This window comes from Gorillibacterium massiliense, assembly GCF_000455485.1.
GTDB classification, from domain to species: domain Bacteria; phylum Bacillota; class Bacilli; order Paenibacillales; family NBRC-103111; genus Gorillibacterium; species Gorillibacterium massiliense.
The window spans coordinates 1-22756 of the sequence record NZ_CBQR020000140.1 but is presented as its reverse complement, the minus strand read 5'-3'; the positions used below and the strand labels follow the sequence as shown (position 1 = coordinate 22756).

The window sequence follows — 22756 nt, the reverse complement described above, 5'->3', positions numbered from 1 at the left end:
GAGAAGTTCCATTTACAGCAAAAAGCCGACCTCGTGGTCGGCTTTCGTTATGGTGCACGTATTTCTTACTTCGTAATTGCAAACGTGTCATAAAGCGCATCGGGACCGTCTTTTGAAACCGTAAAAGTCTTAAAAATCAACGAATCCTGCGATACCGTGACTCCGGTGTACATTTGTTTTCGGGGTTGTCCGTATTTGAGCAAAAAGGATAGGTCCACTCCCTTTGTCGTGTTGTAAAACTTTGGCCCCGCTGAATCGTTGACTAAATAAAGAGTTCCTTTCCCCTTTTTTACTGACGTTGAGTTGGCATTCACGCCAGAAACGGTTTTCCCTCCGTAGATAAATCCTCTGTCGAAGGTATGGTTATGCCCCTGTAAAACCGCGTCAATGGAGAGTTCATCAAAAACAGGTGCGAGCTTCTTTCTGTAATACAATGTCTCGGCCGAACTGGCATAGCCGCCGCTGGAGTACAGGGCTTTGTGCAGGATGACAATATTCCATTTTTTATGACTTGCGGCAACCTCATTTCGAAGCATTTCAATTTGTTGGTCCACAAAATGATTGGCGGCTGTTCGGACGGCGCTATCTTTTGACGTCAGTTGTGCATAGGTCTTTTCGGTGGATAAAACCGTAAAATGTGCGTCACCGTAATCGAAAGAGTAGACGTAATCCGGCAAACCGGCTGTATTCTTGGGAAAATTGAAATGATCGCTATAATGATGCGGACCCGTGTCGGTTTCATGGTTGCCGATGGCAGGAACGATGGTCAAATTGGTAGTAGCTTTAGCACCATACCGGAAGAACTGATCCCAAAGGTTCTCGGAGCTCCCCCTATCCACAAGGTCTCCGGAAACGGTAAAAAACTTGGCATCGGGATATTTAGCATAAGCATGCTCAGAGGTTGCCTTCCACAACGCAAAATCGCTGCTTGATGCGCTTTGAGGGTCAGTCATATAGAGGAATGAAAAATCCCCTGAAGAATTCCCCGTTACAAACGAGCCCACTTGACTCCAATTCGCCGCGTTCCCATCTCCGCACCGGTAAAAATACTTGGTGTTTGGCTTAAGTCCGGCGACGACCGCCTTGTGAACGTCGAAGGTAAAGAGATTTTTGGCCGCATTCATGTCTTTCGCAATCGGAAAATATGCATACCGTCCGGTAACCATCTGACTCGATCCGGTCACCTTCACTTTAGGCTGATTTGCTTCCCACACTTCCAGTACCGTTGCGGATTTCGTTTTGTTTTTCGTAACCCAGGTGAACGCCTTTGCCGTCAGGGGATCTTTGGTGAAGGTCATGGAAATATCAACCGGCAGGTTGACATTTGCTCCAGCTGCACTTGATTTAGGACTGAAAAAGGGTAGTAACAAACAAGAAACAACACCAGCCCATACGATGCCTTTTATGGATTTCATCCTGTCATTCCTCCTTCAAAGACTGGAACTTACAAGCCGCTTGTTATGCCGATTGTTGCCAATTATGTAGATAAGAAATTGTCTCGAAAGAACAAGCTGATCTTATCTTAAAGCGCATGCGCTGGAAAAGCAAAACCCACAACCCATGCGGTTGTAAATTTAATATTTGTTACCACAGTGCTTGGAAGAGATCTGTCTCCCCTAAACAGAGCGCACGACCTGAACGATCTAGAAAGCTTCTCCTGTCACCTTTTAGCCGCAAGCCATGTAAGCCCGGTTTTTTTGTTCCAAACCTTTTGATTATGCTATACTACCGATAATACAAGCAAGGGGGATATTTTATGTGGAAAGAGTTCAAAGCTTTTGCACTGAAGGGCAATGTGCTTGACCTCGCTATAGGGGTTATCATCGGTGGCGCCTTCGGAAAAATCGTCTCATCTTTAGTCGGCGACATCATTATGCCGTTATTCTTGATCATTGGCGGGGGCGTCGACCTAAAAGATCTTACATTTACATATGGGAACAGTACTTTAAATTACGGAGTTTTCCTTCAGACCGTTATCGACTTCTTCATTATTTCCTTCTCCATCTTCTTGTTCGTTAAGGGGTTAAGCAAATTAAAACGAAAAGAAGAAGCAAAACCGGATGTACCTCCAGCACCAACGAAAGAAGAGGTATTGCTCACGGAAATTAGAGATTTGTTGAAACAAAACAAAGAGGCGCGTTGAATTTTTGAGCAATAGCAGTCTTACATAAAAAGGCGCAAGAATGGAGATCCATTCTTGCGCCTTTTTCCCACCGTTTTTAGCGGACAGAGTCGACTTCTATTTTGTGGTTGATCGCACCAACTCTTGAGTCAATATAGTCCGGCACTTTCTCTTTTGGAATACGAAGGGAAGCCGAAAGCTCGCCAAACAACAAGTCCTCTGCCCGCTTCATATATCCCTCCTCTAAAGTCCTAATCTTCTTATTTTGATCCTCCAGCTCCCGCTTTTTTGCATGGATGGACATCGCAAGTTGAATTAAATCCTCGCAATTGTGCGTCATGATGGATGCCTCATAATGTGCCGTCAGCTCGCGCGTCTCCCGGCTGTTATAGACCTCCGCATGTATTGAAGGAATCCTGTCAATAAGCCTCTCCGCTGCTTCCTTTGATAAGATCGGACGCATAAAGATCTTGTTATTTTCGACAGGTGTAGAGATTTCGTAGTCTTGAAACAGCGGCTTGAGAATATAATAGAGTTCATCTTGGCCGGAGTTTGAGATATCGAGGGGTTTAATATCCGTAATTCTACAGACTCCCGTATCCCCATAAAAGATCAAATCCCCTAATTGAAACATCCCATGTTCTCTCCTCGCTTAGCTATTTAGACCCGTGCTTCGTACAAAAAAACAGCCTATATATCTATTTTGAACTTTTTTTCGGGTTCAAGTAAGTGAAAATTTATGTAAAATACACCTTGATTCTACTTTTCACCAATAATTATACTGTTAAAAAACATCGCCTACATAAGGCGAAGCTCATCCCGATTTAAGGCCGGGCGGCAGGCATTTTCGATTGCTGCCATTCACCTATGATATCGATTCAACTATTTCCCAATATTTATATTAAACTGCGCATACATAATACGGTAAAATAAAGATAGGAAAGTAGAGAGCCGCAGGTAAAAACCTTCCCATTAGGAGGAGAAATAGGCGAGATGAACTTGGAGAAAAGATCGGCCCGGAAGCGGCCACCTCGTAAATCTGCTATTGGATATTGGATTGGTCTAGCCATACTGAGTCTACTGGCGTGTGCGGCTGTCGTCATATGGTATTGGCCATCGGAAAAAGCACCGGAGCTTAGCAGCCCTGTTACGACGGTTGAACCCCAAATCGTAACTGCCAGTCCTAGTCCCAGTGCCAGCCCCACGCCTGAGGTAAAAAAACGGGAGCTGATCGATTTTCACATGGACAGCCTGACCGAGGGCTGGGCCCAATACAGCGACGGCATCGTGAAGACGTCGGATGGAGGTTTGAATTGGATTGCAGCCGAATCCGATACTCCGACATCGGCTCCAACTTCAACGCCGACTGATGATACCACCGCAACAGTGAATTGGATGAGCGGCAAAGAGCAAAACCCGCTTGTCATCCATGTTCTAGACAGTGATTATAAGGTGCGAAAATCGCAGTTCTTAACCCATAATGTAGGATGGGTGCAGCTTGAAAAGGTGGAAGGTGTCGAGGCTACACTGTGGGTAACGGTTGATGGCGGTGTTACTTGGCATGATAAAGTGATGGAGGAAATCGCGAAGGAAATCGATGCGGAACGGTTACGGCTGGAGACAGCCAGCAAAGAGGCCATCTTATACAAGGACTCGGATACGGCACAGAAGGTTATGGAGGAAGATTGGGCGATTTTACCCGAATCGGCATCTCCGGGAGATGTCGTGCTTGTTCGGCATGATCAGCCGGGAGAAGTTACGTGGGAAGGAAAAACCTATACGCTGCAGCCTTTCGGCACAGGCTACTTCACCTATTTGCCGTTGTCCCTAGGGGTCAAACCCGGCAGCTATCCGATCGGTGGCCGCACCCTTACCATTAAGCCAAAAAAATTCGAGACCCAATATTTAAAAGTCACCAAGCAAATGGAAAGCATGAAGCAAGATACGGCACGCATTGCAGCGGACCAGAAAAAAATCGATAAAGCACGCAGCCAGTCTCAGGATAAGTTTCTTTTCAGCACGAACTTCATTAAACCAATTGAGGGGATATTAACAACCCCCTATGGCTATACCCGTTATGTGAATGGCAAGTGGGACAGTACTCATCGGGCTCTAGATCTGGCCGCCGATGAAGGCACGCCGATCAAAGCGACAAATGATGGCATTGTTGCTTTGGCGGAACCTCTGTACTTGACCGGTAATTCGATCTATATCGACCACGGCATGGGCTTGTTTTCCCAATATGCGCATTTGTCCAAGCTAAACGTGAAGGCCGGCGACCATGTGAAGCAAGGCGATATCATCGGCCTTGTCGGCACAACAGGCTTCTCCACCGGCCCCCATCTGCATTTCACCTTTTGGGCACATAATGTACCGGTGAATCCGGATCTGTTTTTCGGTACGACTCCGTTTCAATGGGGAGCGGGAGAGGATGGTGCAGTGGCACAATAAGACTGCTCGAGCTTTCTATTCTGCCACTGCGAAAACGGCTGCACACCCTGATTGCCCATGATCGGAGAAAGTAAACGCAACCTATAATAAAATGCAGGAAAGCGACCTGTTGGGGTCGCTTTTTTTCGTGTTGATTAATGCCTATCGTGTTCCGGCGAATCTCTAAAGAACACCCACCGCAATTAATACCCACCCGATCATAAAAGAAAGCCCGCCGAGTGGTGTAACGGGACCAAGAAACCGTGCTTTTGTTGCCACACTTAACACGTATAAGCTTCCCGAAAACAAAACAATCCCTGCTGTCAAAAACCAGCCCCCCGTAACGATCAATCCGGCTTCCGGAAACTGATGGACAAGCAAGCCGACCAGAATTAATCCCAATGCATGCGCAATATGATAGTGCACGCCGGTTTCATATACCTTCAGCTTGTCCGGCGTTATTTTGCTTTTCAATGCGTGGGCGCCAAATGCACCGATCGCAACCGCCACCATCATCAAAATACTGCCAAGAGCGATAAACATCTGCATATAGAAAATTTCACCTCGCTTTTAATTTCGCACATTTATCATACCATGATGGAGCAAGGGAAGGAGTTATTCTGGCATTGCAATTGCAATCCCACCTGGGACTTCGATTAATAGCTTCATAAATAACATAACAAAACTCGACCCGATAAACACCCAAGTCGAGTCCTTTATAAGATCATCGAGCCCCTGTCCGATGTTACCATCGAAGATCATTCGCGACTGTGAAAAACTCCCCAAATTTGGGAGTGTACCGTATATAATCCATAAAAGTAACACAATCTACTCGCGTCTACTTTTAACCATAAAGGAGGAGGTGTTATCCATGGGAAAACAGCAGAACCGAGCGTCCAAAGCAGAAGTGCAGACGACCAAATTGAATAAAATGCCTGTACCAAACGAAAATGATACGGAATTTTCCGCTGAGGAAGCAGCCAAAGCCTTTGAACAAAACAGCGTAACAGTAGATGGTGAAACGGAATTAGAGAATAATCGGGCTTTGAAAAATTTTAAATAGATACTGAAAATCAGACTTTGATGAATTTGCCGTAAAACATTACTTCATCGACCTCGTCGGCACCATCAGATGCCATGTGAGTACCATGCAAACACCCAGCCCGCATGCGGACTGGGTATTCGGCTTTGCCGAATACAACTATGTTATTGGCCTCCTGTGAAATCGCCTCAACGCTGCTCAAAATCGTATACCAGCGGGACTCATGATGCGGATGCTGAAACGATCTGCTTCGATAGGCGCAAGCAAAACGGCAAATTTTCTTGTATCCCACGATCTCCCCTTCGTAGAATAGGTGCCAGCCCCCTTCATCAAACCATCTTTCACCTCCGCTCTCAAGATTGATCCGCGCGTTTCTGATTGCATCGGCGACTTTCCCGCTCCCTTACCACCGAATGGATAAAAACGCTTTCATATCGCGGCTTTGACGCATTTTCAGACTAATAAAGCAACAAAATCATAGAAATTGAAACCTCGAATTTCTTAGCAAATGGAATAAAATCACCGAAACGTGAAGTTTAAAATCGTATCTCCGGATGCTAACGTGAAGATGTAAACGGATTCATGACAGCGAGTTCACTTTCGCGACAGTGAAGAAACACCGGATACAAAATACAGAGAAACGGCTACATCAGCAGCCTATGAACGGAGAGTGATGAAACCTTGTTACGCGAACTGACCAAACACCGAGTGCTTTACCTGATGACCATCCCGGCCATGATTCTTCTTTTATTGTTCAACTACTTCCCGATGGCGGGCATTATAATCGCCTTCAAGAACTTCAACTTGAGCAACGGGATTTTCGCAAGTCCGTGGATGCACCCCTTTTACGAGAACTTCCGATATTTCTTCACTTCCGACAACTGGGTCAGCGTCACGCGCAACACGATTCTGCTTAACCTGTTGTTCATCTTCGTCGGCACGATTGTGAACGTCGCTCTGGCGATCATGTTCAATGAAATCCGGGTCACCTGGTTTCAACGAACGGCACAATCGCTGGCGCTGCTGCCTTACTTCATTTCCTGGATCGTCGTCGGGGTGTTCGCTTACAACATCCTGAGCTACGAGCATGGCATGCTTAGCGAGCTGCTTGTAAAGCTCGGCATGGACAAAGTCGACTGGTATTCCAAACCGACCGCATGGCCGTTCCTGATTTTGCTTATTTCCATCTGGAAGGGCGTCGGCTACAACAGCATCATCTATTTAGCCACGCTGACCGGCATCGACCATACGCTTTATGAATCCGCACGTATCGACGGTGCGACGAGAATGCAGCAAATCCGATATATCACGGTTCCGCTGCTTCGTCCGACCATCATCGTCCTGACGCTGCTCGCGATCGGCCGCATCATGAATTCGGACTTCGGCATGTTCTACTCGCTCGTCGGCGACAATGCGCAGCTTTACTCGACGGTAGACGTAATCGACACCTTCGTATTCCGCAGTTTGAAAGGCTCCGGAGATATGGGCATGGCGGCCGCCGCCAGCTTCTATCAGTCCGTGCTAGCATTCGTGCTCGTATACGTCAGCAACCGCGTTGCCCGCAAATACGAGAGCGGATCCGCCCTGTTTTAAATCGACATCAAACCTTACTGGAGGTGCACATATGAACGACCGGTCAACGGCGGGCCAGATCGCCCTATACGTCTTCGTCGCTGCAATTTCTCTACTCTGCATCATCCCGTTCATCATCATTTTATCCAGCTCCATGACGCGGGAATCGGACATTCTGGTACACGGCTACAACTTCTTCCCTAGACATTTCGACTTCAACGCTTATCACTTTCTGTTTCAACGGAAGAATGTCATCCTGAATGGCTACAAGATTACCACGCTGGTGACCCTCATAGGTACGGTCCTCAGCCTGGCGATCTGCGCCATGATCGCTTATCCGATCTCGCTTCGCAGGCTGAAATACCGCCGCTTCATCTCGGGTTTCGTCTTGATGACGCTGCTCTTCAACGGCGGGATGGTGCCTTGGTACATCATCAACGTCAAATACTTGCACCTACACAACAATCTATGGGCGCTCATCCTCCCTTCTCTAGTGAACGGCTTCAATATCTTTCTGATGCGCAACTACTTCGCCTCGATTCCGGAGGAAATGCATGAATCTGCCAAAATCGACGGTGCCGGTGAGCTGCGGACGCTTACGTCCATCATCTTGCCGCTGTCGGTACCGGTGTTCGCATCGGTCGGACTCTTCATCGGCCTTGCTTATTGGAACGATTGGTGGCTCGGTCTCATGCTGATCGACAAAGCCGAGCTGCAGCCATTGCAATTGCTGTTGCGGACAATCGTCTCTAATGTCGATTACTTAGCAAACTCCAGCGTCCTGTCGACGAGCGTCGACCAGATGGTACCGAAGGAGGGCGTGAAAATGGCGACGACGATCGTCACCATCGGGCCGATCATTTTCCTCTATCCGTTTCTGCAACGTTATTTCGTCAAAGGTCTCATGATGGGCGCGGTCAAAGGCTGATCCGCCCGGAGACCTCCCACCGGATGGGTGCGAACGGGCTTTGATGTGCCGTTCTGCCCCATTCCGTAAGGAAGGCTTGATCGGCATATGCCGTTCAGCATATATTGATATTACTGACAGGGGGATTTTGCATGGCAAAGAGCACGAAACGCATTGCAGCCGGATTGGCTGCCGCAGTGATCGCCGTATCGCTTGCCGCTTGCAGCAACAATAACAAGAACAGCAGCGACAACTCATCAAGCCCAGCCGGCACGAACGCAACAAATGGCAGTACCACTCAGGGCGAGAAATTGAAACCGGTTACGCTGCGCTTCTACTTCCCAGGCGACAAGCCGCAAGCGACGGACGAAGTATGGCAATATGTCTCCGAGCTGACGAAAGATACGCTGAACGCCAAATTCGAAGTCAACTTCGTCAACTGGAATGACTTCAAGAACAAGATGAAACTGCTGCAATCGTCCGGCGACAACTATGACCTGAACTTCGACGGCAACTGGCTGGACTTCCCGAATGCGATGAACCGCGGCGGCTATCTCGACATCACGGATCTTCTGCCGAAATACGCGCCGACGCTTTACAAGCAATATACCGACAACAACCTGCTCGACCCGATCAAAGTAGACGGCCGCGTCTACGCTGCTCCGTGGACGATCAAAAAGACAAGCAAGCCGATCGTCTGGTATCGCGGCGACCTAGCCAAAAAAGGCGGCTACACCAAGGACAAGGTCGAAACGACCGAAGATCTCGACGCAATGCTGCACGCGCTTAAAAAAGCCCAGCCTGACATCCTGCCAATCTCGTTCCGTCCGGACAACTGGTTCGGCGACGTTAGCCGCGTATTCCAAGAAAAATACGGCTATGAGGATTTGAACTTCCACGGTCTTGTCGTGAAAATCGACGATCCGGAACATAAAGTCATTCCGTGGGAACAGACTGAAGCGTTTAAGGAATATGTCACTTATATGAAGAAATGGAACGACGACGGCATCATTCCGAAAAACCTGCTCGCGACCAAAGGCACGGAAGGCGACTTCGGCGCCGGCACGATGGGCTCGGCGATCAACCAGATCGACGGCGGTATCTTGGAAAATCCGAACACGTTCAAACCGCAGGTAGCGGCACAAGGCGCCGTGAAGACATGGTCCGAGTTCTATCCAGACGCCAAGTGGATTCTCGAGTCTCCGCTCGGCAACGCTGTCGCCATCAACAAAAGCGCAGCCAACCCCGAAAGAGCACTCATGTTCCTTGAGCAACTGACGACGAATGAAAAATTGTACGACGCCGTCATGTATGGTATCGTAGACAAAACGTATAAGCAGGACGGTCGCAAAGTGTCCTACATGGAAGGTCAAGGTAACGGCAATCCATCGAACTACCTCGACTGGGCCGGCCAATGGGGCTTCTGGCGCAAAGAGTTCCAAAAAGAAGACGACTCGCGCACGGCGAACTACTTTAAGCAATACGACCAATTCATCAATCGTCCGAACAACATCAATTCGACGGTCAACTACTTCATACCGGATCAAACGAACATCAAGACGGAAAGCGCGAAGCGCGAACAAGTACTGAGCGAACGCGGCTTGTTGCTCATGACCGGCATCAACATCAAAGACGTCGAAAGTGGCGTAGCCGATTTCATCGCCAAAGAAAAGGACGCCGGCACGGACAAAATCGTGACCGACGTACAAAAGCAACTCGATGCCTACATGGCTAGCCAGAAGTAATCTTAACGTTTCCGACGTTCATGAATAGAAGCGATCGCGAATGACAACATTTTCAATGGCCATTCGCGATCCTTTTTGTCTATACTGGTGATCGTGGAAGCGCTTATTCCTGAAGAGGAGGCAGCCGATGTTCGCGATAGTCAAATTCAAGCTCGATTCTTTATTCGCCCGTACTCTCTTGTCGTTCACGATTTTATTGATGATCGTGATCGTCACGATCACTCTGATCTTTTCTAATTTGTACTCCAAGACGCTGTACAATCAGCTCTCCGACGAGCAAGTGAAAAGCCTGGAAATGCTCAGTGAAAATATCGACAACCTGTTCAAGGAAATGGATCAGATCTACCTGAATCTCGAGATCAACATGGATTTCGATCTATTCATGTCTTCCCGTTACGTCGATGATCTCATCACGAACAAAGCGCGTATTCAGATCGGCAACATACGCCCAATCAACCCGTACATCCACTCGATCTTCGCCTACAATTCTGTTACACGCGAGAGCATCGTCGAGGGCGAGCCCGGCTTCGACGTCGACGGCTTTCTAAAACGGGACGGCTCATTCCAGAAAAGCGTCAAAGGCCCTCGTGCGATATACTTGACTCGCTTGAAAGAAACGGAAGCGCCAAAAAACTTCCTGACCGATAAAAAGGCAAGTTACGTCATCAGCATGGAATATACGAACCGCAGCCTAAACGGTGAGCAACAGACCGTCATCATCAATCTGGATGACACACTGCTCGTTCGCGATTACTTGTCCAAGACCGGCGACCAGCTCTTGCTGGCCGATGAGAACGGCACGCAAATCGCCCACAGCAATATCGACCAGATTGGCCTGAGCGTCGAAGATCGCACTTCGTTCGACAATATGCTTCGAGAAGGCGCCGATTCCGGCGTGCAGCACGGAAAGGATGACGGCGGGCAGTTGCTCACGGTGTTCGTTCAGAACAAGACGACCGGCTGGTATCTGCTCAGCTCTACCCCGTATCGGAGCCTCGTCAAGCCGATCCAGGACAAACGAAACGGCCTACTCGCCGTCTGCCTGTCGATTCTCGTGCTCTGTATCATTCTGACGTTCTTCATCTCGAAGAAGCTGTACAACCCGGTGTCCCGGCTGACCGAGCTGTTCAAGCGATCGCAGTTCAACGTAGGGGACGGAGCTTCGAACGACATTGCCCTCATTAGCCGAGTGTACGCGGAGACGCTGCAGCACATGCAATCCCTCGAGGACAAAAACCGAGATAACATTCAATTGATGAAGGAAAGCTATTTGCGACGGAAGCTGACGATGGTCGAGTCGGACGAATCCGATGCAAAGACGAGCGGCGACGATCTGAAATTGAACGTCAATTTCGACCGGCTGCTGCTCTGCGTTATAAAAATAGACGGCTACTCGCAATTGGACGGCCAGAGTATGACGCTGTACGAATCCGTACTGTTCCAGAGCGTCACGGAGCTGCTGGACGATGAGTTCCGGTACGAGGCACTCCAAATGCCGAAGGGCGAAATCGTCCTGCTGATCAACGAAGCGGAAGGCGCCGACGACGGCTTTGCGCAATTGCTGGCCAAGCTGGCCGGCGTCAAGGATTCCATTGCCATCACGATCGGCATTACCGTAACGATCGGCGTCAGCGAGCCCGTCTTCGCACGGGGCGATCTTCCGCATGCTTACGCTCAGGCGCTGGAAATGGTGCAGCAGCGGTTCGTGCTCGGCATCAACCGGATCATCTACCCCGAATATGCGGAGCGAACGCTCGCAAGAAGCTACGACCTCCCGATCGAGATCGAGGAGAAGCTGACCACCGCGATCAAGCGCAATGACCGGGAACGATTCGCCGAAAGCCTGGAAAACATGACCCGCCTGCTAAGGGGGTACGTGTACGCGGATGCGAACCAGGCGCTGTTCCACGTCCTTCTCGTCTGCATCACGCAGATGAACCAGATGATCAACGACGAGAACAAGAAAGTCGGCATGAAATTTGGGGAGCTGAACTTGATCTTCACCGAGATGGAGACCCTTGGCCAAGTGAAGGATTGGCTGCTGAAGCAGTTCGACGAATACCGTAAAAGCCTCGAAAGCATTCAGCATTTGAAGGAAAACAAGTTCTACCGCAAAATCGAGGAAGCGATTCAGTACATTAAGACCAACTACTCCGACAGCAATCTCAGCGTCGAAGCGCTGGCCGAGGTGGCCGGCTATACGCCGAACTATTTTTCCAAGCTATTCAAGGAAATGACCGGCATTAATTCAGGGGAATACATTCGCAAAATCCGGATTGGCAAAGCGAAGGAACTGCTTCAAAACCACGATTACAAAGTGAGCGACGTGGCGGAAATATGCGGCTATATTAACAGCAGCCACTTTTACTCCGCGTTCAAGAAGGATGTCGGCATGACCCCTTCCGCCTATCGGGAATTTGCGCTGGCGGAGAAGGAGGCTCGCAAGGAAGAGCACTGACCTTGATCACGCGGCTCGGAAATATGAAAAGGCCCATGGGAATAACCATTCCCATGGGCCTTTTTTTGTCGTTGACGAGGCAGCAGTCTAATCGTCAAATCGCTACGATAAGCTGGACTCACCTCACCTCGTCTTACCGCTTCCGTCACAGCAACGCGACTGTCGTGCGTATGTCGTTAATCCGCGATCGGCAGCTCGATCAGCGACGGATACGCCCCGCCGCCATATATCGTCTGTTCCGCCTTGCGCGTTTTCGCCTGCTCAGCCCATGGACCGAAAACGTTCGGATGCGCCGGGTAAGCGGGAAAATTGGACGACGAAATATCTACGCGAAGTCGCGAGCCTTGGCGTACTTTCCAGGCGATCGGCCAGAGCTCGATATCGAGCGTCTCCTCCGTGCTGGGCTCGTACTGCCGCGGTGAGACCGCGCCGTTCCGATACGCGAGGGTGGCGATGCCGTCGGCGATGTTGTAGGCATCTCCGTTCGGTAACATCTCGCTAATCTTCACAGTGAAAGCCGTGTCCTCAGCCGTCGAGGCGACGCGCAGCGCGATACGAATCGTTCCGGCGATCAATAGATCGCCGCCGATAGGCTCGGATACGAACGATAGGACATCATCCCGCCAGCCGACCGGCGACTGCTTCACGCAGGCAGCTTTCGGTAAATACGGGGAATCGCCGAACACCGACAGCAAGCCGCTGCCGCCTACGGTCGCGACCGGGCTGTCCGGATCGTAGACGTAACCGGCACCAAACGCCGTCTGCGGCGGCTCCGCGGCGAGCTTGCCTCCCTCACTGAGATAATAGCGGACCGCTTTGCTCTCCGGCGGCCAATTCGACCAGGCGCGCCAGCCATCGCCGCCGATGACGTATGCGTCCGTCACGCCGACTGCTTCGGGGAACGGCTCGTTTTTGAGCGTGGCGTTGAACCATTCGATGACTGCGCGGTGTCCGCCGTTCGAGCCGTCCACGACGCCGTTCGGATACGTCATGTCGCCTGCAGGCGCAAGCGAATGCACCCAAGGTCCGACGACAAACCGGCTGCGTTCCCGCACTTCCGGCCGCAGCTGCCGGTACGAATCGAACATCATATCGATCGCGATATCGTGCCAGCCGCCGACCATGCACACCGGCACGTTCACTTTGGCCGGCATTTCCCGGAGCTGCGCCCACGGCTCTTCATTCCAAAGCGGGTCCGAGGGCGACGGATTTTGCAGGAATGACCTGTACCACTGCACTTCCTTACCGAGCATCTCCCTGTCCATCTCAATCGCTGGCCGGAACCAGTACGCCCTGTCCGCGACTTCGTTCATGTCTGCGCCATTCCAATCGACTCCCGCATTCGTCAGCGACCACGACGTATAAATGTCGGGACGGAACATGCCGTTCATATAGATGAACCGATGCTGGTCGGTGCCCATGACGCACAGGTACATCGTCTTCACTTCCGGCGGCAGCGCGTCGGCGACGATCCATTGGGCGAACGACAGATAGGAGCCGCCGTACAGGCCGATGTTGCCATTCACCCACGGCTGCCGCTTCAACCATGCTAACGTATCCAGTCCGTCCTGCCGTTCGTTCACGAACGGCACCCATTCGCCTTCGGAATTGCCGCGACCGCGGCATTCCTGGCAGACGACCGCGAAGCCGTAGCGAGCGAGCTGAACAAGCGCAGGATCAGGATTGTAGCCGCCGTCGACGTACGGATTGCGCACGAGAATCGCCGGCCAGGGACCGACGCCTTCCGGCAGCCAGACGTGTGTCGTCAGATGAACACCGTCGCCCATCTTCACACGTTCCACATGATAAGGTCCGAGCTCGTTAGGCGGAGGAGGCAGCGGGTCGTCCCGGAGCGGTCTGAACACGTTATTCGGATTGATATTGGGGTTTGGACGTATCGAATTTATCGGATTCGTCGGATTCAAGTTCGTCGTATTTATCGGACTCATCACAAAGCTTCTCCTTTCGCCGGTTAGGATCGTTCGGAACGGCGCAGCACGTAGGTCGTCCCCGTGCTTGCTTGCCAGCGGATACGGCCCGCGCCGTCCGTCAAAGCTTCGACGGCTGCGCCGTCCTCGGCTGCAACATCGACGACGACGTCCCCGCATACGCGCACGACGCATTCGCCGTCCCGTGACGCGCGAACGCGTGCTTCGCGGAGCGCGCCGCCACCCCACGTTATGCCGACCGTCCAGCCGCCCCGCGCGCGCAAGCCATCAATCTCGCCTTCGCTCCACGCGATCGGCAGGGCAGGCAGCAAGCTTAGCTCACCCGTATGACTTTGTAGCAGCATCTCTGAGATGCCCGCTGCGCCGCCAAAATTGCCATCAATCTGGAACGGCGGGTGATTATCGAGCATATTCGGCAACGTCGAACGCGCCAGCAGCGCCTGCACGTTCTCACGTGCCTTTTCGCCGTCCTCGAGTCTCGCCCACAAGTTGATGATCCACGCCCGGCTCCAGCCAGTGTGTCCGCCACCGTTCGCGAGCCGCCGTTCAAGCGTCACCCGCGCGGCTTGCGTCCATTGCGGCGTCGTTTCGGGTGACCAACCTGTGCCGGGATGAAGCGCGAACAGGTGCGAAACGTGCCGATGTCCCGGCTCGGCTTCCTCGTAATCTTCCAACCATTCCAGCAGTTGGCCGTGCTTGCCGATTTCCGGCTGCGGCAACCGTGCGCGCAGCGTTTCCAGGCGTTTCGCGAAGTCATCGTCAACGCCCAGAATGCCGGCAGATTTGATGCATGCGGTGAACAGCTCATTCAAAATTTGACTGTCCATTGCCGGCCCCGCACACAGAATGCCCGGTTTACCGTTCGGTAGCAAGTACGTGTTTTCCGGCGATACAGACGGCACGGTGACGACGCGACCATCGGGCAGCTCCGTCAAGAAATGCTCGAAGAAGACGGCCGCTTCCCGCATTGTCGGATACGCCCGTTCCAGGAAAGCGCGATCGAGTCCGTAGGCGTAATGCTCCCACAGGTGCAGGCTGAGCCAGGCGGCGCCCAGCGTCCAGTACGTCGCGGGCATATACAAATCCTGCGGCGCGGTATCCGCCCACAGGTCAGTATTGTGGTGGGCGACGAACCCTTCCTCGATACCGTACATCGTCCGTGCGGTATGCCGGCCAGGCTCGCGCATCCGCTCGAGCAGGTCGAAAAGCGGCTCGTGACATTCGGCCAGGTTGCCGTTTTCAGCAGCCCAGTAGTTCATCTCGGTATTGATGTTGATCGTATATTTGCTATCCGACGGTGGCAATATGCGGTCATTCCAGATGCCCTGCAGAGTAGCCGGCATCGAGCCGGGACGGCTGCTGGCCACGAGCAAATAACGGCCGTACTGATAATAGAGCGCTACCAGCCCCGTATCCTCTGCCCCATCGCGAACGCGATCCAGACGTATGTTCGTCGGCAGCGCGGTCGCGCCCTCATCCGCGGCTCCGAGTCTGATCGAGACGCGCTCCATAAGCGAGCGCACGTCATTCACATGCCGCTCGCGCAGTGCATAATAGGCTGTCCCGATCGCTTTATCCGCAGCCAAAAGCGCCTGCGCCTCAGGATCTGCATACCGGAACGAGGTCGCCGCAGTCAATACGAGCGTGACACTGTCGGCGCGGTCAACGAGCAGATATTCGCCGACGAGGGAAACGCTACCCCCTTCGGCGGTGGCGCTCAGCGCTGTACGGAAGTCGACGCCTCCCGTTCCTCCGCCGTTGCCTCTCATCACAATCGTCCGCGCGCCCGCCTTGACGATCTCGTCGTAGTAGCGGTTCTCCGGCCCACGCGTCAGCCGAGCCGAGAAGCTGATCGCACCGGGACGATCTGCCGTCAACCGGATGACGATCGCCTCGTCCTGGAAGCTCGCGAATATTTCGCGCTTGAACAGGATGCCGTCCGCCCGGTAGCGTACCGCCACGATACCGGTCATAACGTCGAGCTCGCGTTCGTAATCGGACGTTTCCGCGCCATGGCGGAACGTCAGGCTCAAATCGCCGAGCGGCACGTAATGGCGCTGCGTTTCGGGAACGCCGGACAGCGCGAGCAGCGACAGCCGCTGCGCCTCCTCCGCGTTGCCTTCTAACAGCAAGCGGCGGATTGTTTCCAGATGAGCGAACGCGTCCGGGTTGTTGCGATCCCGCGGGCCACCGTACCAGAGGCTGTCTTCGTTCAGCGCCAGCTTCTCCTCCGCGGGGCCACCGTAAATCATGGCCCCCAAACGGCCATTACCGATTGGCAGCGCCTCGTTCCATTCCGCGGCGGGTGCCGCGTAGGTAAGCTTGAAGGCGGCATCGCTTTGCCGCTCCTTATTGCCGTTGCTGCTGTTCATACAGTCGAACCCCTCTCGAATGATGGTAGTGATAAAAGAGAACCGTTACAGCGATGGCGTCCCGATCAACCCTCAGACAAGCTCGAAGTCTTGCGATACGGCGATCTTGTCGGAGCTCGAACCGATCATGAACCGGAATACGCCAGGCTCGACGACCCACTGCAAATCCCGACCGAGCAGCCGCAAATCTTTGCCTGTCAAGGTGAAAGAGACGGTTGACTTCTCGCCGGCTTTTAGACGGATGCGCTTGAATGCGCGCAAATCTTTGTCCGGTCGCGCGATCGAGCTAACCAGATCGCCGACGTACAGCTGCACGACTTCGTCACCGTCGCGGCTTCCCGTGTTCGTTATGTCGACTGACACCCGGATTTCGGGGTCCGGCAATCCCCGTGCTACGTCAACCCGCAAGCCATCGTAACCGAACGTTGTATAGCTAAGCCCGTGTCCGAACGCATAGAGTGGTGCATTGTCGCCTTCGACGTAAAAGCGGGAGCCGCCTCTTCTGCGGTTGTAATAGACTGGAATTTGGCCGAGCGTCCGCGGGAACGAAATCGGCAGCCGACCCGCCGGATTGTAGTCGCCAAACAGCACGTCGGCCATCGCTTCGCCGCCCCGCTCGCCGGGATACCAGGCTTCGATGATAGCGGGAATATGGTCCGCCTCCCAGCCCATCGTAATCGGGCGGCCGTTCTGGAGCACGAGCACGACCGGCGTACCGGTCTCGTAAACCGCCTTTAACAATTCGAGCTGCCCGCCCGGCAAGTCGAGACTGGAACGGTCGACACCTTCCCCGCATGTTCGGCGGTCATCCCCGAGGGCGACGATGGCTACGTCCGAACGGCGCGCCAGCTCGACCGCTTCCCGAATGCTGGCTGTCTCGTGATTCCACCCCAGCATGATGGATACGCCGTTTGTATCCTTGCAATATTCGAGACGAATGTCGTAGCTGCGTCCAGCTTCCAGATGGATGGGCACAATCACGTTCGCGCTCTTGTCCTTGCCCCAGCCGTCGACGATCAGCTCGCCATCAAGCCACAGCCGCATGCTGTCCGCGCTGACGGTGCCGATATGGCCGCTTACGTCATGATTCGGTACGAGCTTGCCCGTCCAGCGGACGGAAAAGTGGAACGACGGGACGCGCTGATCCGGCTTCGCGATTACCCAGTTGAAGTCGATGGACGGGTCGAGACGCGTCAACACCGGCTCGCCGGCCAGATCCGGGTTATCGAAGTATTCGCCTTGCAGCCCGTCGTTGCCGAATCCGTCTACGAAGCTGCCGATCGGAATAGCGTCCAGCTCGTCTTCAAGAATGCCCGACCCTTTGGCGTACGACACGGTCGTCCCCGCCGATACGCTATTGCGTATGCCCTGCAGCAGCGTCACCGGTTCGAACCCTTCGACATGCGGCGTATAGTCGCCAAGACGCGCGACGTCCGCGCTCGGTCCAATGACCGCGATATGCCGCAGCGACTTGCTCAGCGGCAGCGTGCCGGCTTCATTTTTCAGCAGCACGATGCTTTGGCGGGCCGCCTCGAGGGCAACTTGGCCGTGTTCGGTGCTGCGAACGACGCGCCTAGACAGCATTGGGTCGATGTACGGCTTCTCGAACAAGCCGAGCATGAACTTGACCCGCAGCACACGGGAAACGGCTTCGTCCACGGTCGCTTCCACGATCTCACCGCTTTCTACCATCTGGACGATCGCGTTCTGATAGACGTCGTGCGGGTAATCGTAATATTGCATGTCGCAGCCTGCCTCAAGCGCCTGACGAATCGCATCCTGCTCCGTTGCCGCCGTGAAGTGCGAACGCTGTAGGCGCGAGATCGCACCGAGGTCCGATCGCACGAAGCCCGGCATGTCCCACTTGCCTCTCAGCACGCCGGTAAGCAGGCTTTCGTCGGACGCACAAGGCACGCCGTCGATCGAATTGTAAGAGCACATCGCGTTGACCGCGCCGCCCTCGACGAAAGCGTCTTCAAATACCGGCATGTAGTACGTCTCGATCTCATTGACTCCGAGCGATGTCGCCGACTGGTTCAAACCACTCTCGGGAACGCCATGTACGGCAAAATGCTTCGGCTCGGCAACGATCGTATGATCGGTAGCGAGGGATTCACCCTGCAGCCCTTTGACCATCCCGACAGCCATCCGTCCGGCCAGATGCGTGTCTTCGCCGTACGTCTCCTCGATGCGGCCCCAACGCGGCTCGCGGGCAAGATCGAGCACCGGCCCGAAGCTCTCGTGAATGCCGAAGCTCCTTGTCTCGGCGGCGATCGCTTTGCCGATCGACTCTGCGACGGCCGGATTCCAGGAGGACGCGGTTGTAATCGCATGGGGGAAAATGGTGCAGCCCGGACGAACCAGCCCGTGAAGAGCTTCCTCACTGAATAGCATCGGAATGCCGAGACGAGTGCTCTCAACGGCGTAACGCTGCAGCTCGTTGTTCACTTCAGACGTACCGTACAGATCGTGAATGCAGCCGATGCCCTCCTCGCCGATCACTTCCTTCACTTTGTCCCACTCGATCGTAGCGTCGTTCGCCATGACGGTATCCATATGCGGGTGCGAGGCGCTCATGAACGACGTGCCGAAATATTGATCCAGTTGACGTACTTTTTCCTTGATGGTCATGCGGCCCAGCAAATCCGCGATTCGCTCTTCTACAGGCGCTTGCGGGTTGCGGTACAATGCCGATTTCTCCTCTGACATGGGCGAAGACCTCCCCTTACGGTTATATGATTTGGAACTATCTTTACTATAAAAAAAGAACCCCCGACAGTTCCTGTCAGAGGTTGCGAACGATCCGTCATTTTTTGTTGCGAAACTGCGAGGGGGTCAGGCCGCTTACTTTTTTGAAGATGCGGTTAAACGTCTCGATACTGTTGAAGCCCGCCTGAAAGGCGATGTCCGTCACGGATTCCCCGTGACTGCTCTGCAGCAGCGACATCGCGATGTTCGCGCGGAATTCGTTGACGTAATCCACGAATCCGGCACCCGTCGCTTCCTTGAAAAAGCGGGAAAAATACGTGGGGCTGAAGCCCGCTAAATCCGCGGCTTGCTGCAGCGTAATATCGGAAGCGTAATCTCGCTCGATGTATGCCATCACATTGCGCAGCCGTTCCAGCTGTTCGAGCTGCCGGGTCCGCTCTTGCTGCGAGTAGGCTTCCATCGGCACAGTGCGGATAATGGCCGCGCCCAGGTCGTGAATGCGGGCTTTGATGACGAGTTCGAATCCTTCGCCACCCTCGCCCCATTCGTGCAAAATCGCGCTGATAATCGACTCCAGTTTCCCGTGCAACTCATCTTCCGTGGTGAGCAGCGGCGACGTAAACCGGCGGCCGAAGACGCTATCGGAATAGCCGCCGAAGACGGACTTGCCGATCTGGAGAATGATCTTGCCGCAGCCTGCCGGATTCGGGTAAAGGCGGTGGACGGCGCATGAGCTAATCAGCAATATATCCCGGCTCTTCAGAGCGTACGCATCGTCATTGATGGCGATACACATTTGACCTTCGAGAATGTAGACGATCTCGATTTCCTCGTGCCAGTGCGAAGCCGTGCCGGCTTCCTCATGACCGACAATAATTTTCAGCGGATTGTTCGTCTTCAGCGCGATTTTCTCATGCCAAGGGTTCACTGAGGTATTCTCCTAAGATCGACGTCAATGACCCCAGTGTAGCCTAATTGCAAACGGGTCACAAGGGAACGGGACAGAATGGCTAGTAGGTTTCTGATGATGCTTTCGATGCAGTTTATTAGCTTAATAAATTGGCCGATGCCATGTTGTGTTATGAGCAGCAATAGCCACGAACATCGCGGTTTTTCTTTTTTAATTGAACCCAACTAGGATAAGTGCCAGGCATAAAATAAAAATGGATAAATATGGCACAAATAGTTAAGCACATCTCCATATGCGAGCCGTATTGTTCACTTTTTTTGTCTTTTTTTAATGAGTACTACTTTAGTAGGATTACAATCTCCTATAATTCGCTCTATGATGCCTTGTAGAGTCGAATAGTAGGAGTTTTTTTGCGTGGAGAAAGGAAGGATTATGTTGCGGAATTTCAAGAATATCGGTAATTCAAAAACATAGTCGCTTGTCTGTTGGTGTTTGTGCTGGTGACCAGCTTGAGACGATTCCAAAGCTTGTATTAGTCGACTCCAACGGCCAATTTTTAAACTACCCCATCTATTCTAATCAGAGGTATTGATAAAGTATTGGAGGGTATATACCACATTGAAAAAGGCGGAATGATAATGGAGAGTAAAAGAAAACGGTCTAAAACAACTATGAGTTTACGAAAAATACTATTATTCCTAATTATGCTTTCTATAGTATTTCCTTTCACTGGGAAAGCTTTTGCAGCTTCTCAACCGGCACTTGTTATTACTGCAAGCCCCAACGTATCGCTGCCCAGCGGCCCTCCCGGCACCGTAACGCTCTCTGCGAGCGCGTCTTTAAGTGGGGGAGCCGCCCCTACAGGCAGTATTCAGTTTACAATAACTGGTCCCAGCGGCTTTTCATTTACTCAAACCACATCTGTCTCCGGGAATGGGATATATACTGCATCAATCACTCTTCCCACCACTGGACCGATAGTCGGCACGTATACCTGGACTGTACGCTATGGCGGGGATTCAAACAACGCTGCTGCCAGTGATCAAGGCGGCCCCACGGTCCAAACAATCGTGAACGCCGCTGAGCCAACCCTTGTAGTCAACGCCAACCCAACCTCCGTCACGATCGGGCCTTCTTCCCAAAGGCTCGGGGCTTCCGCGAATTTAGCCGCCGGGTATTACCCGACCGGTACGATTACGTTCAGACTGTTAGCTCCCGATGGAGCCACCACTGTTGATACCGAGACAGTCACAGTTAATGGAAATGGAACGTATACAACTCCAACAGGGTTCACTCTTCCCAGCACTGGATCGGTAGCCGGCACGTATACGTGGACTGCAAGCTATGGCGGGGACTCAAACAACGCTGCCGCCAGTGATCAAGGCGGCCCCGCGGCCCAAACTGTCGTGAGCGCCGCGGGGCCAACTCTTGTAGTCAGCGCCAACCCAACCTCCGTCACGATCGGGTCTTCTTCCCAAGTGCTCAAGGCTTCCGCGAATTTAGCCGCCGGGTATTACCCGACCGGTACGATTACGTTCAGACTGTTAGCTCCCGATGGAGCCACCACTGTTGATACCGAGACAGTCACAGTTAATGGAAATGGAACGTATACAACTCCAACAGGGTTCACTCTTCCCAGCACTGGATCGGTAGCCGGCACCTATCAATGGGATGTATCTTACTCTGGCGATCCAAACAACAACTCTGTCTCATCTCACAGCGACTGTTCTGTAACAGTACCCCAACAGGCAGACCTCTCCATCACAAATACTGTGAGTAGCGCAACGCCGAATGTTGGAGACACGATAACCTTCACCGTCACTGTCACAAATAATGGGCCTGATCTTGCAACAGCTGTGGAAGTAACCGATTTGCTACCAGCCGGTCTCACATTAGTTTCTGCAGCGCCAAGTCAAGGAACCTACATATCGGCAACAGGCGCTTGGACTGTCGGAACAGTTACAACAGCTTCGCCTGCATCTCTCACGCTCCGAGCTACGGTTGTCTCACCGGCTGCGCATACAAACACAGCGACGATATCGCACGCTGACCAGCTCGACCCAAACACTGTCAACAATACGTCATCGGCAACCGTTACTCCCCAACAGGCAGACCTCATCATCACAAATACTGTGAGCAGCGCAACGCTGAATGTTGGAGACACGATAACTTTCACCGTCACTGTCGCAAATAATGGACCTGACAGTGCAACTGGTGTTACCGTAACAGATTTGCTGCCAGCCGGTCTCACATTTGTTTCTGCAACATCAAGTCAAGGATCCTATAACTCCGCAACAGGAGCTTGGACTGTCGGAACAGTCACACCAGCTTCGGCTGCCTCTCTCACGCTCCAAGCTACGGTTGTCTCACCAACTGCGAAAACAAACACAGCGACTATATCGCACGCTGACCAGTTTGACCCAAACCCAGGCAACAATACATCATCGGCAACTGTAACTGTAGCTCCCCAACATGCGGACCTCTCCGTCACAAATACTGTGAGCAGCGTAACGCCGAATGTTGGAGACACGATAACTTTC

At 52.8% G+C, this 22756-nt stretch carries 16 protein-coding genes; 8 read left to right on the top strand and 8 right to left on the bottom strand.

Going from position 1 to position 22756, the window contains the following annotated elements:
- Nucleotides 1-65: 65 nt before the first annotated feature.
- Complete coding sequence (locus TJ79_RS18260; protein ID WP_040951779.1) at nt 66-1415, bottom strand: purple acid phosphatase family protein; 1350 nt, start codon at nt 1413-1415, stop codon at nt 66-68.
- A gap of 341 nt (nt 1416-1756) precedes the next feature.
- Here TJ79_RS18260 and mscL point away from each other — a divergent pair, with 341 nt between their 5' ends.
- Nucleotides 1757-2143 carry a large conductance mechanosensitive channel protein MscL gene (gene mscL / locus TJ79_RS18255; RefSeq protein ID WP_040951778.1) on the top strand — a complete coding sequence of 129 codons (387 nt, stop codon included), beginning with the start codon at nt 1757-1759 and terminating at the stop codon, nt 2141-2143.
- Nucleotides 2144-2219: 76 nt separating this feature from the next.
- Here the strand turns inward: mscL and TJ79_RS18250 are convergent, their stop codons facing one another.
- Nucleotides 2220-2756: a CarD family transcriptional regulator gene (locus TJ79_RS18250; RefSeq protein WP_040951777.1), complete on the bottom strand. Its 537-nt coding sequence runs from the start codon at nt 2754-2756 to the stop codon at nt 2220-2222.
- 359 nt (nt 2757-3115) lie between these two features.
- Between TJ79_RS18250 and TJ79_RS26115 the strand changes: the two genes are divergently transcribed.
- A complete protein-coding gene (locus TJ79_RS26115) occupies nt 3116-4573 on the top strand; it encodes a M23 family metallopeptidase (RefSeq protein ID WP_052339729.1) in 1458 nt (485 codons plus the stop codon).
- A gap of 162 nt (nt 4574-4735) precedes the next feature.
- On the opposite strand, the gene TJ79_RS18240 is transcribed toward TJ79_RS26115, so the two are convergent.
- The gene (locus TJ79_RS18240; protein ID WP_040951776.1) at nt 4736-5101 is read right to left on the bottom strand and encodes a DUF423 domain-containing protein; all 366 of its coding nucleotides are present in this window, start codon (nt 5099-5101) and stop codon (nt 4736-4738) included.
- A gap of 322 nt (nt 5102-5423) precedes the next feature.
- Between TJ79_RS18240 and TJ79_RS18235 the strand changes: the two genes are divergently transcribed.
- Nucleotides 5424-5615: a hypothetical protein gene (locus tag TJ79_RS18235; protein WP_040951775.1), complete on the top strand. Its 192-nt coding sequence runs from the start codon at nt 5424-5426 to the stop codon at nt 5613-5615.
- A 10-nt stretch (nt 5616-5625) separates the two neighbouring features.
- On the opposite strand, the gene TJ79_RS18230 is transcribed toward TJ79_RS18235, so the two are convergent.
- A complete protein-coding gene (locus TJ79_RS18230) occupies nt 5626-5886 on the bottom strand; it encodes a hypothetical protein (protein WP_040951774.1) in 261 nt (86 codons plus the stop codon).
- Between the two features lie 389 nt (nt 5887-6275).
- Here TJ79_RS18230 and TJ79_RS18225 point away from each other — a divergent pair, with 389 nt between their 5' ends.
- From TJ79_RS18225 to TJ79_RS18210, 4 genes are all read left to right on the top strand, one after another.
- Nucleotides 6276-7187, top strand: a complete 912-nt coding sequence (locus tag TJ79_RS18225) for an ABC transporter permease (RefSeq protein ID WP_040951773.1) — start codon at nt 6276-6278, stop codon at nt 7185-7187.
- 31 nt (nt 7188-7218) lie between these two features.
- On the top strand, nt 7219-8094 hold the full coding sequence (locus TJ79_RS18220; protein WP_040951772.1) for a carbohydrate ABC transporter permease: 876 nt from the start codon (nt 7219-7221) through the stop codon (nt 8092-8094).
- Nucleotides 8095-8225: 131 nt separating this feature from the next.
- A complete protein-coding gene (locus TJ79_RS18215) occupies nt 8226-9818 on the top strand; it encodes an extracellular solute-binding protein (protein WP_040951771.1) in 1593 nt (530 codons plus the stop codon).
- A gap of 127 nt (nt 9819-9945) precedes the next feature.
- Complete coding sequence (locus TJ79_RS18210; RefSeq protein ID WP_040951770.1) at nt 9946-12276, top strand: AraC family transcriptional regulator; 2331 nt, start codon at nt 9946-9948, stop codon at nt 12274-12276.
- Between the two features lie 176 nt (nt 12277-12452).
- Here TJ79_RS18210 and TJ79_RS18205 read toward each other — a convergent pair whose 3' ends face one another.
- From TJ79_RS18205 to TJ79_RS26110, 4 genes are all read right to left on the bottom strand, one after another.
- On the bottom strand, nt 12453-14225 hold the full coding sequence (locus TJ79_RS18205; RefSeq protein ID WP_081756991.1) for a CocE/NonD family hydrolase: 1773 nt from the start codon (nt 14223-14225) through the stop codon (nt 12453-12455).
- A gap of 23 nt (nt 14226-14248) precedes the next feature.
- Entirely contained in the window at nt 14249-16597 is a 2349-nt protein-coding gene (locus TJ79_RS18200; RefSeq protein WP_081756990.1) for a glycoside hydrolase family 95 protein, read from the bottom strand.
- A gap of 72 nt (nt 16598-16669) precedes the next feature.
- Nucleotides 16670-19306 (bottom strand): glycoside hydrolase family 3 protein, encoded by a 2637-nt coding sequence (locus tag TJ79_RS18195; protein WP_040951769.1) that lies wholly within the window; start codon nt 19304-19306, stop codon nt 16670-16672.
- Nucleotides 19307-19403: 97 nt separating this feature from the next.
- A complete protein-coding gene (locus TJ79_RS26110) occupies nt 19404-20234 on the bottom strand; it encodes an AraC family transcriptional regulator (RefSeq protein WP_052339728.1) in 831 nt (276 codons plus the stop codon).
- A gap of 620 nt (nt 20235-20854) precedes the next feature.
- Here TJ79_RS26110 and TJ79_RS18185 point away from each other — a divergent pair.
- Nucleotides 20855-22756 (top strand): DUF11 domain-containing protein (locus TJ79_RS18185; RefSeq protein ID WP_040951768.1); only part of this gene is annotated, 1902 nt, incomplete at its 3' end.

Bases quoted from the DNA above. Each gene is read 5' to 3' on its own strand.
- TJ79_RS18215 (WP_040951771.1), top strand. From the start codon at position 8,226: ATGGCAAAGAGCACGAAACGCATTGCAGCCGGATTGGCTGCCGCAGTG.
- TJ79_RS18250 (WP_040951777.1), bottom strand. From the start codon at position 2,756: ATGTTTCAATTAGGGGATTTGATCTTTTATGGGGATACGGGAGTCTGT.
- TJ79_RS18210 (WP_040951770.1), top strand. From the start codon at position 9,946: ATGTTCGCGATAGTCAAATTCAAGCTCGATTCTTTATTCGCCCGTACT.
- TJ79_RS18205 (WP_081756991.1), bottom strand. From the start codon at position 14,225: ATGAGTCCGATAAATACGACGAACTTGAATCCGACGAATCCGATAAAT.
- TJ79_RS18220 (WP_040951772.1), top strand. From the start codon at position 7,219: ATGAACGACCGGTCAACGGCGGGCCAGATCGCCCTATACGTCTTCGTC.
- TJ79_RS26115 (WP_052339729.1), top strand. From the start codon at position 3,116: ATGAACTTGGAGAAAAGATCGGCCCGGAAGCGGCCACCTCGTAAATCT.
- mscL (WP_040951778.1), top strand. From the start codon at position 1,757: ATGTGGAAAGAGTTCAAAGCTTTTGCACTGAAGGGCAATGTGCTTGAC.
- TJ79_RS18260 (WP_040951779.1), bottom strand. From the start codon at position 1,415: ATGAAATCCATAAAAGGCATCGTATGGGCTGGTGTTGTTTCTTGTTTG.
- TJ79_RS18235 (WP_040951775.1), top strand. From the start codon at position 5,424: ATGGGAAAACAGCAGAACCGAGCGTCCAAAGCAGAAGTGCAGACGACC.
- TJ79_RS18195 (WP_040951769.1), bottom strand. From the start codon at position 19,306: ATGTCAGAGGAGAAATCGGCATTGTACCGCAACCCGCAAGCGCCTGTA.
- TJ79_RS18240 (WP_040951776.1), bottom strand. From the start codon at position 5,101: ATGCAGATGTTTATCGCTCTTGGCAGTATTTTGATGATGGTGGCGGTT.
- TJ79_RS18200 (WP_081756990.1), bottom strand. From the start codon at position 16,597: ATGAACAGCAGCAACGGCAATAAGGAGCGGCAAAGCGATGCCGCCTTC.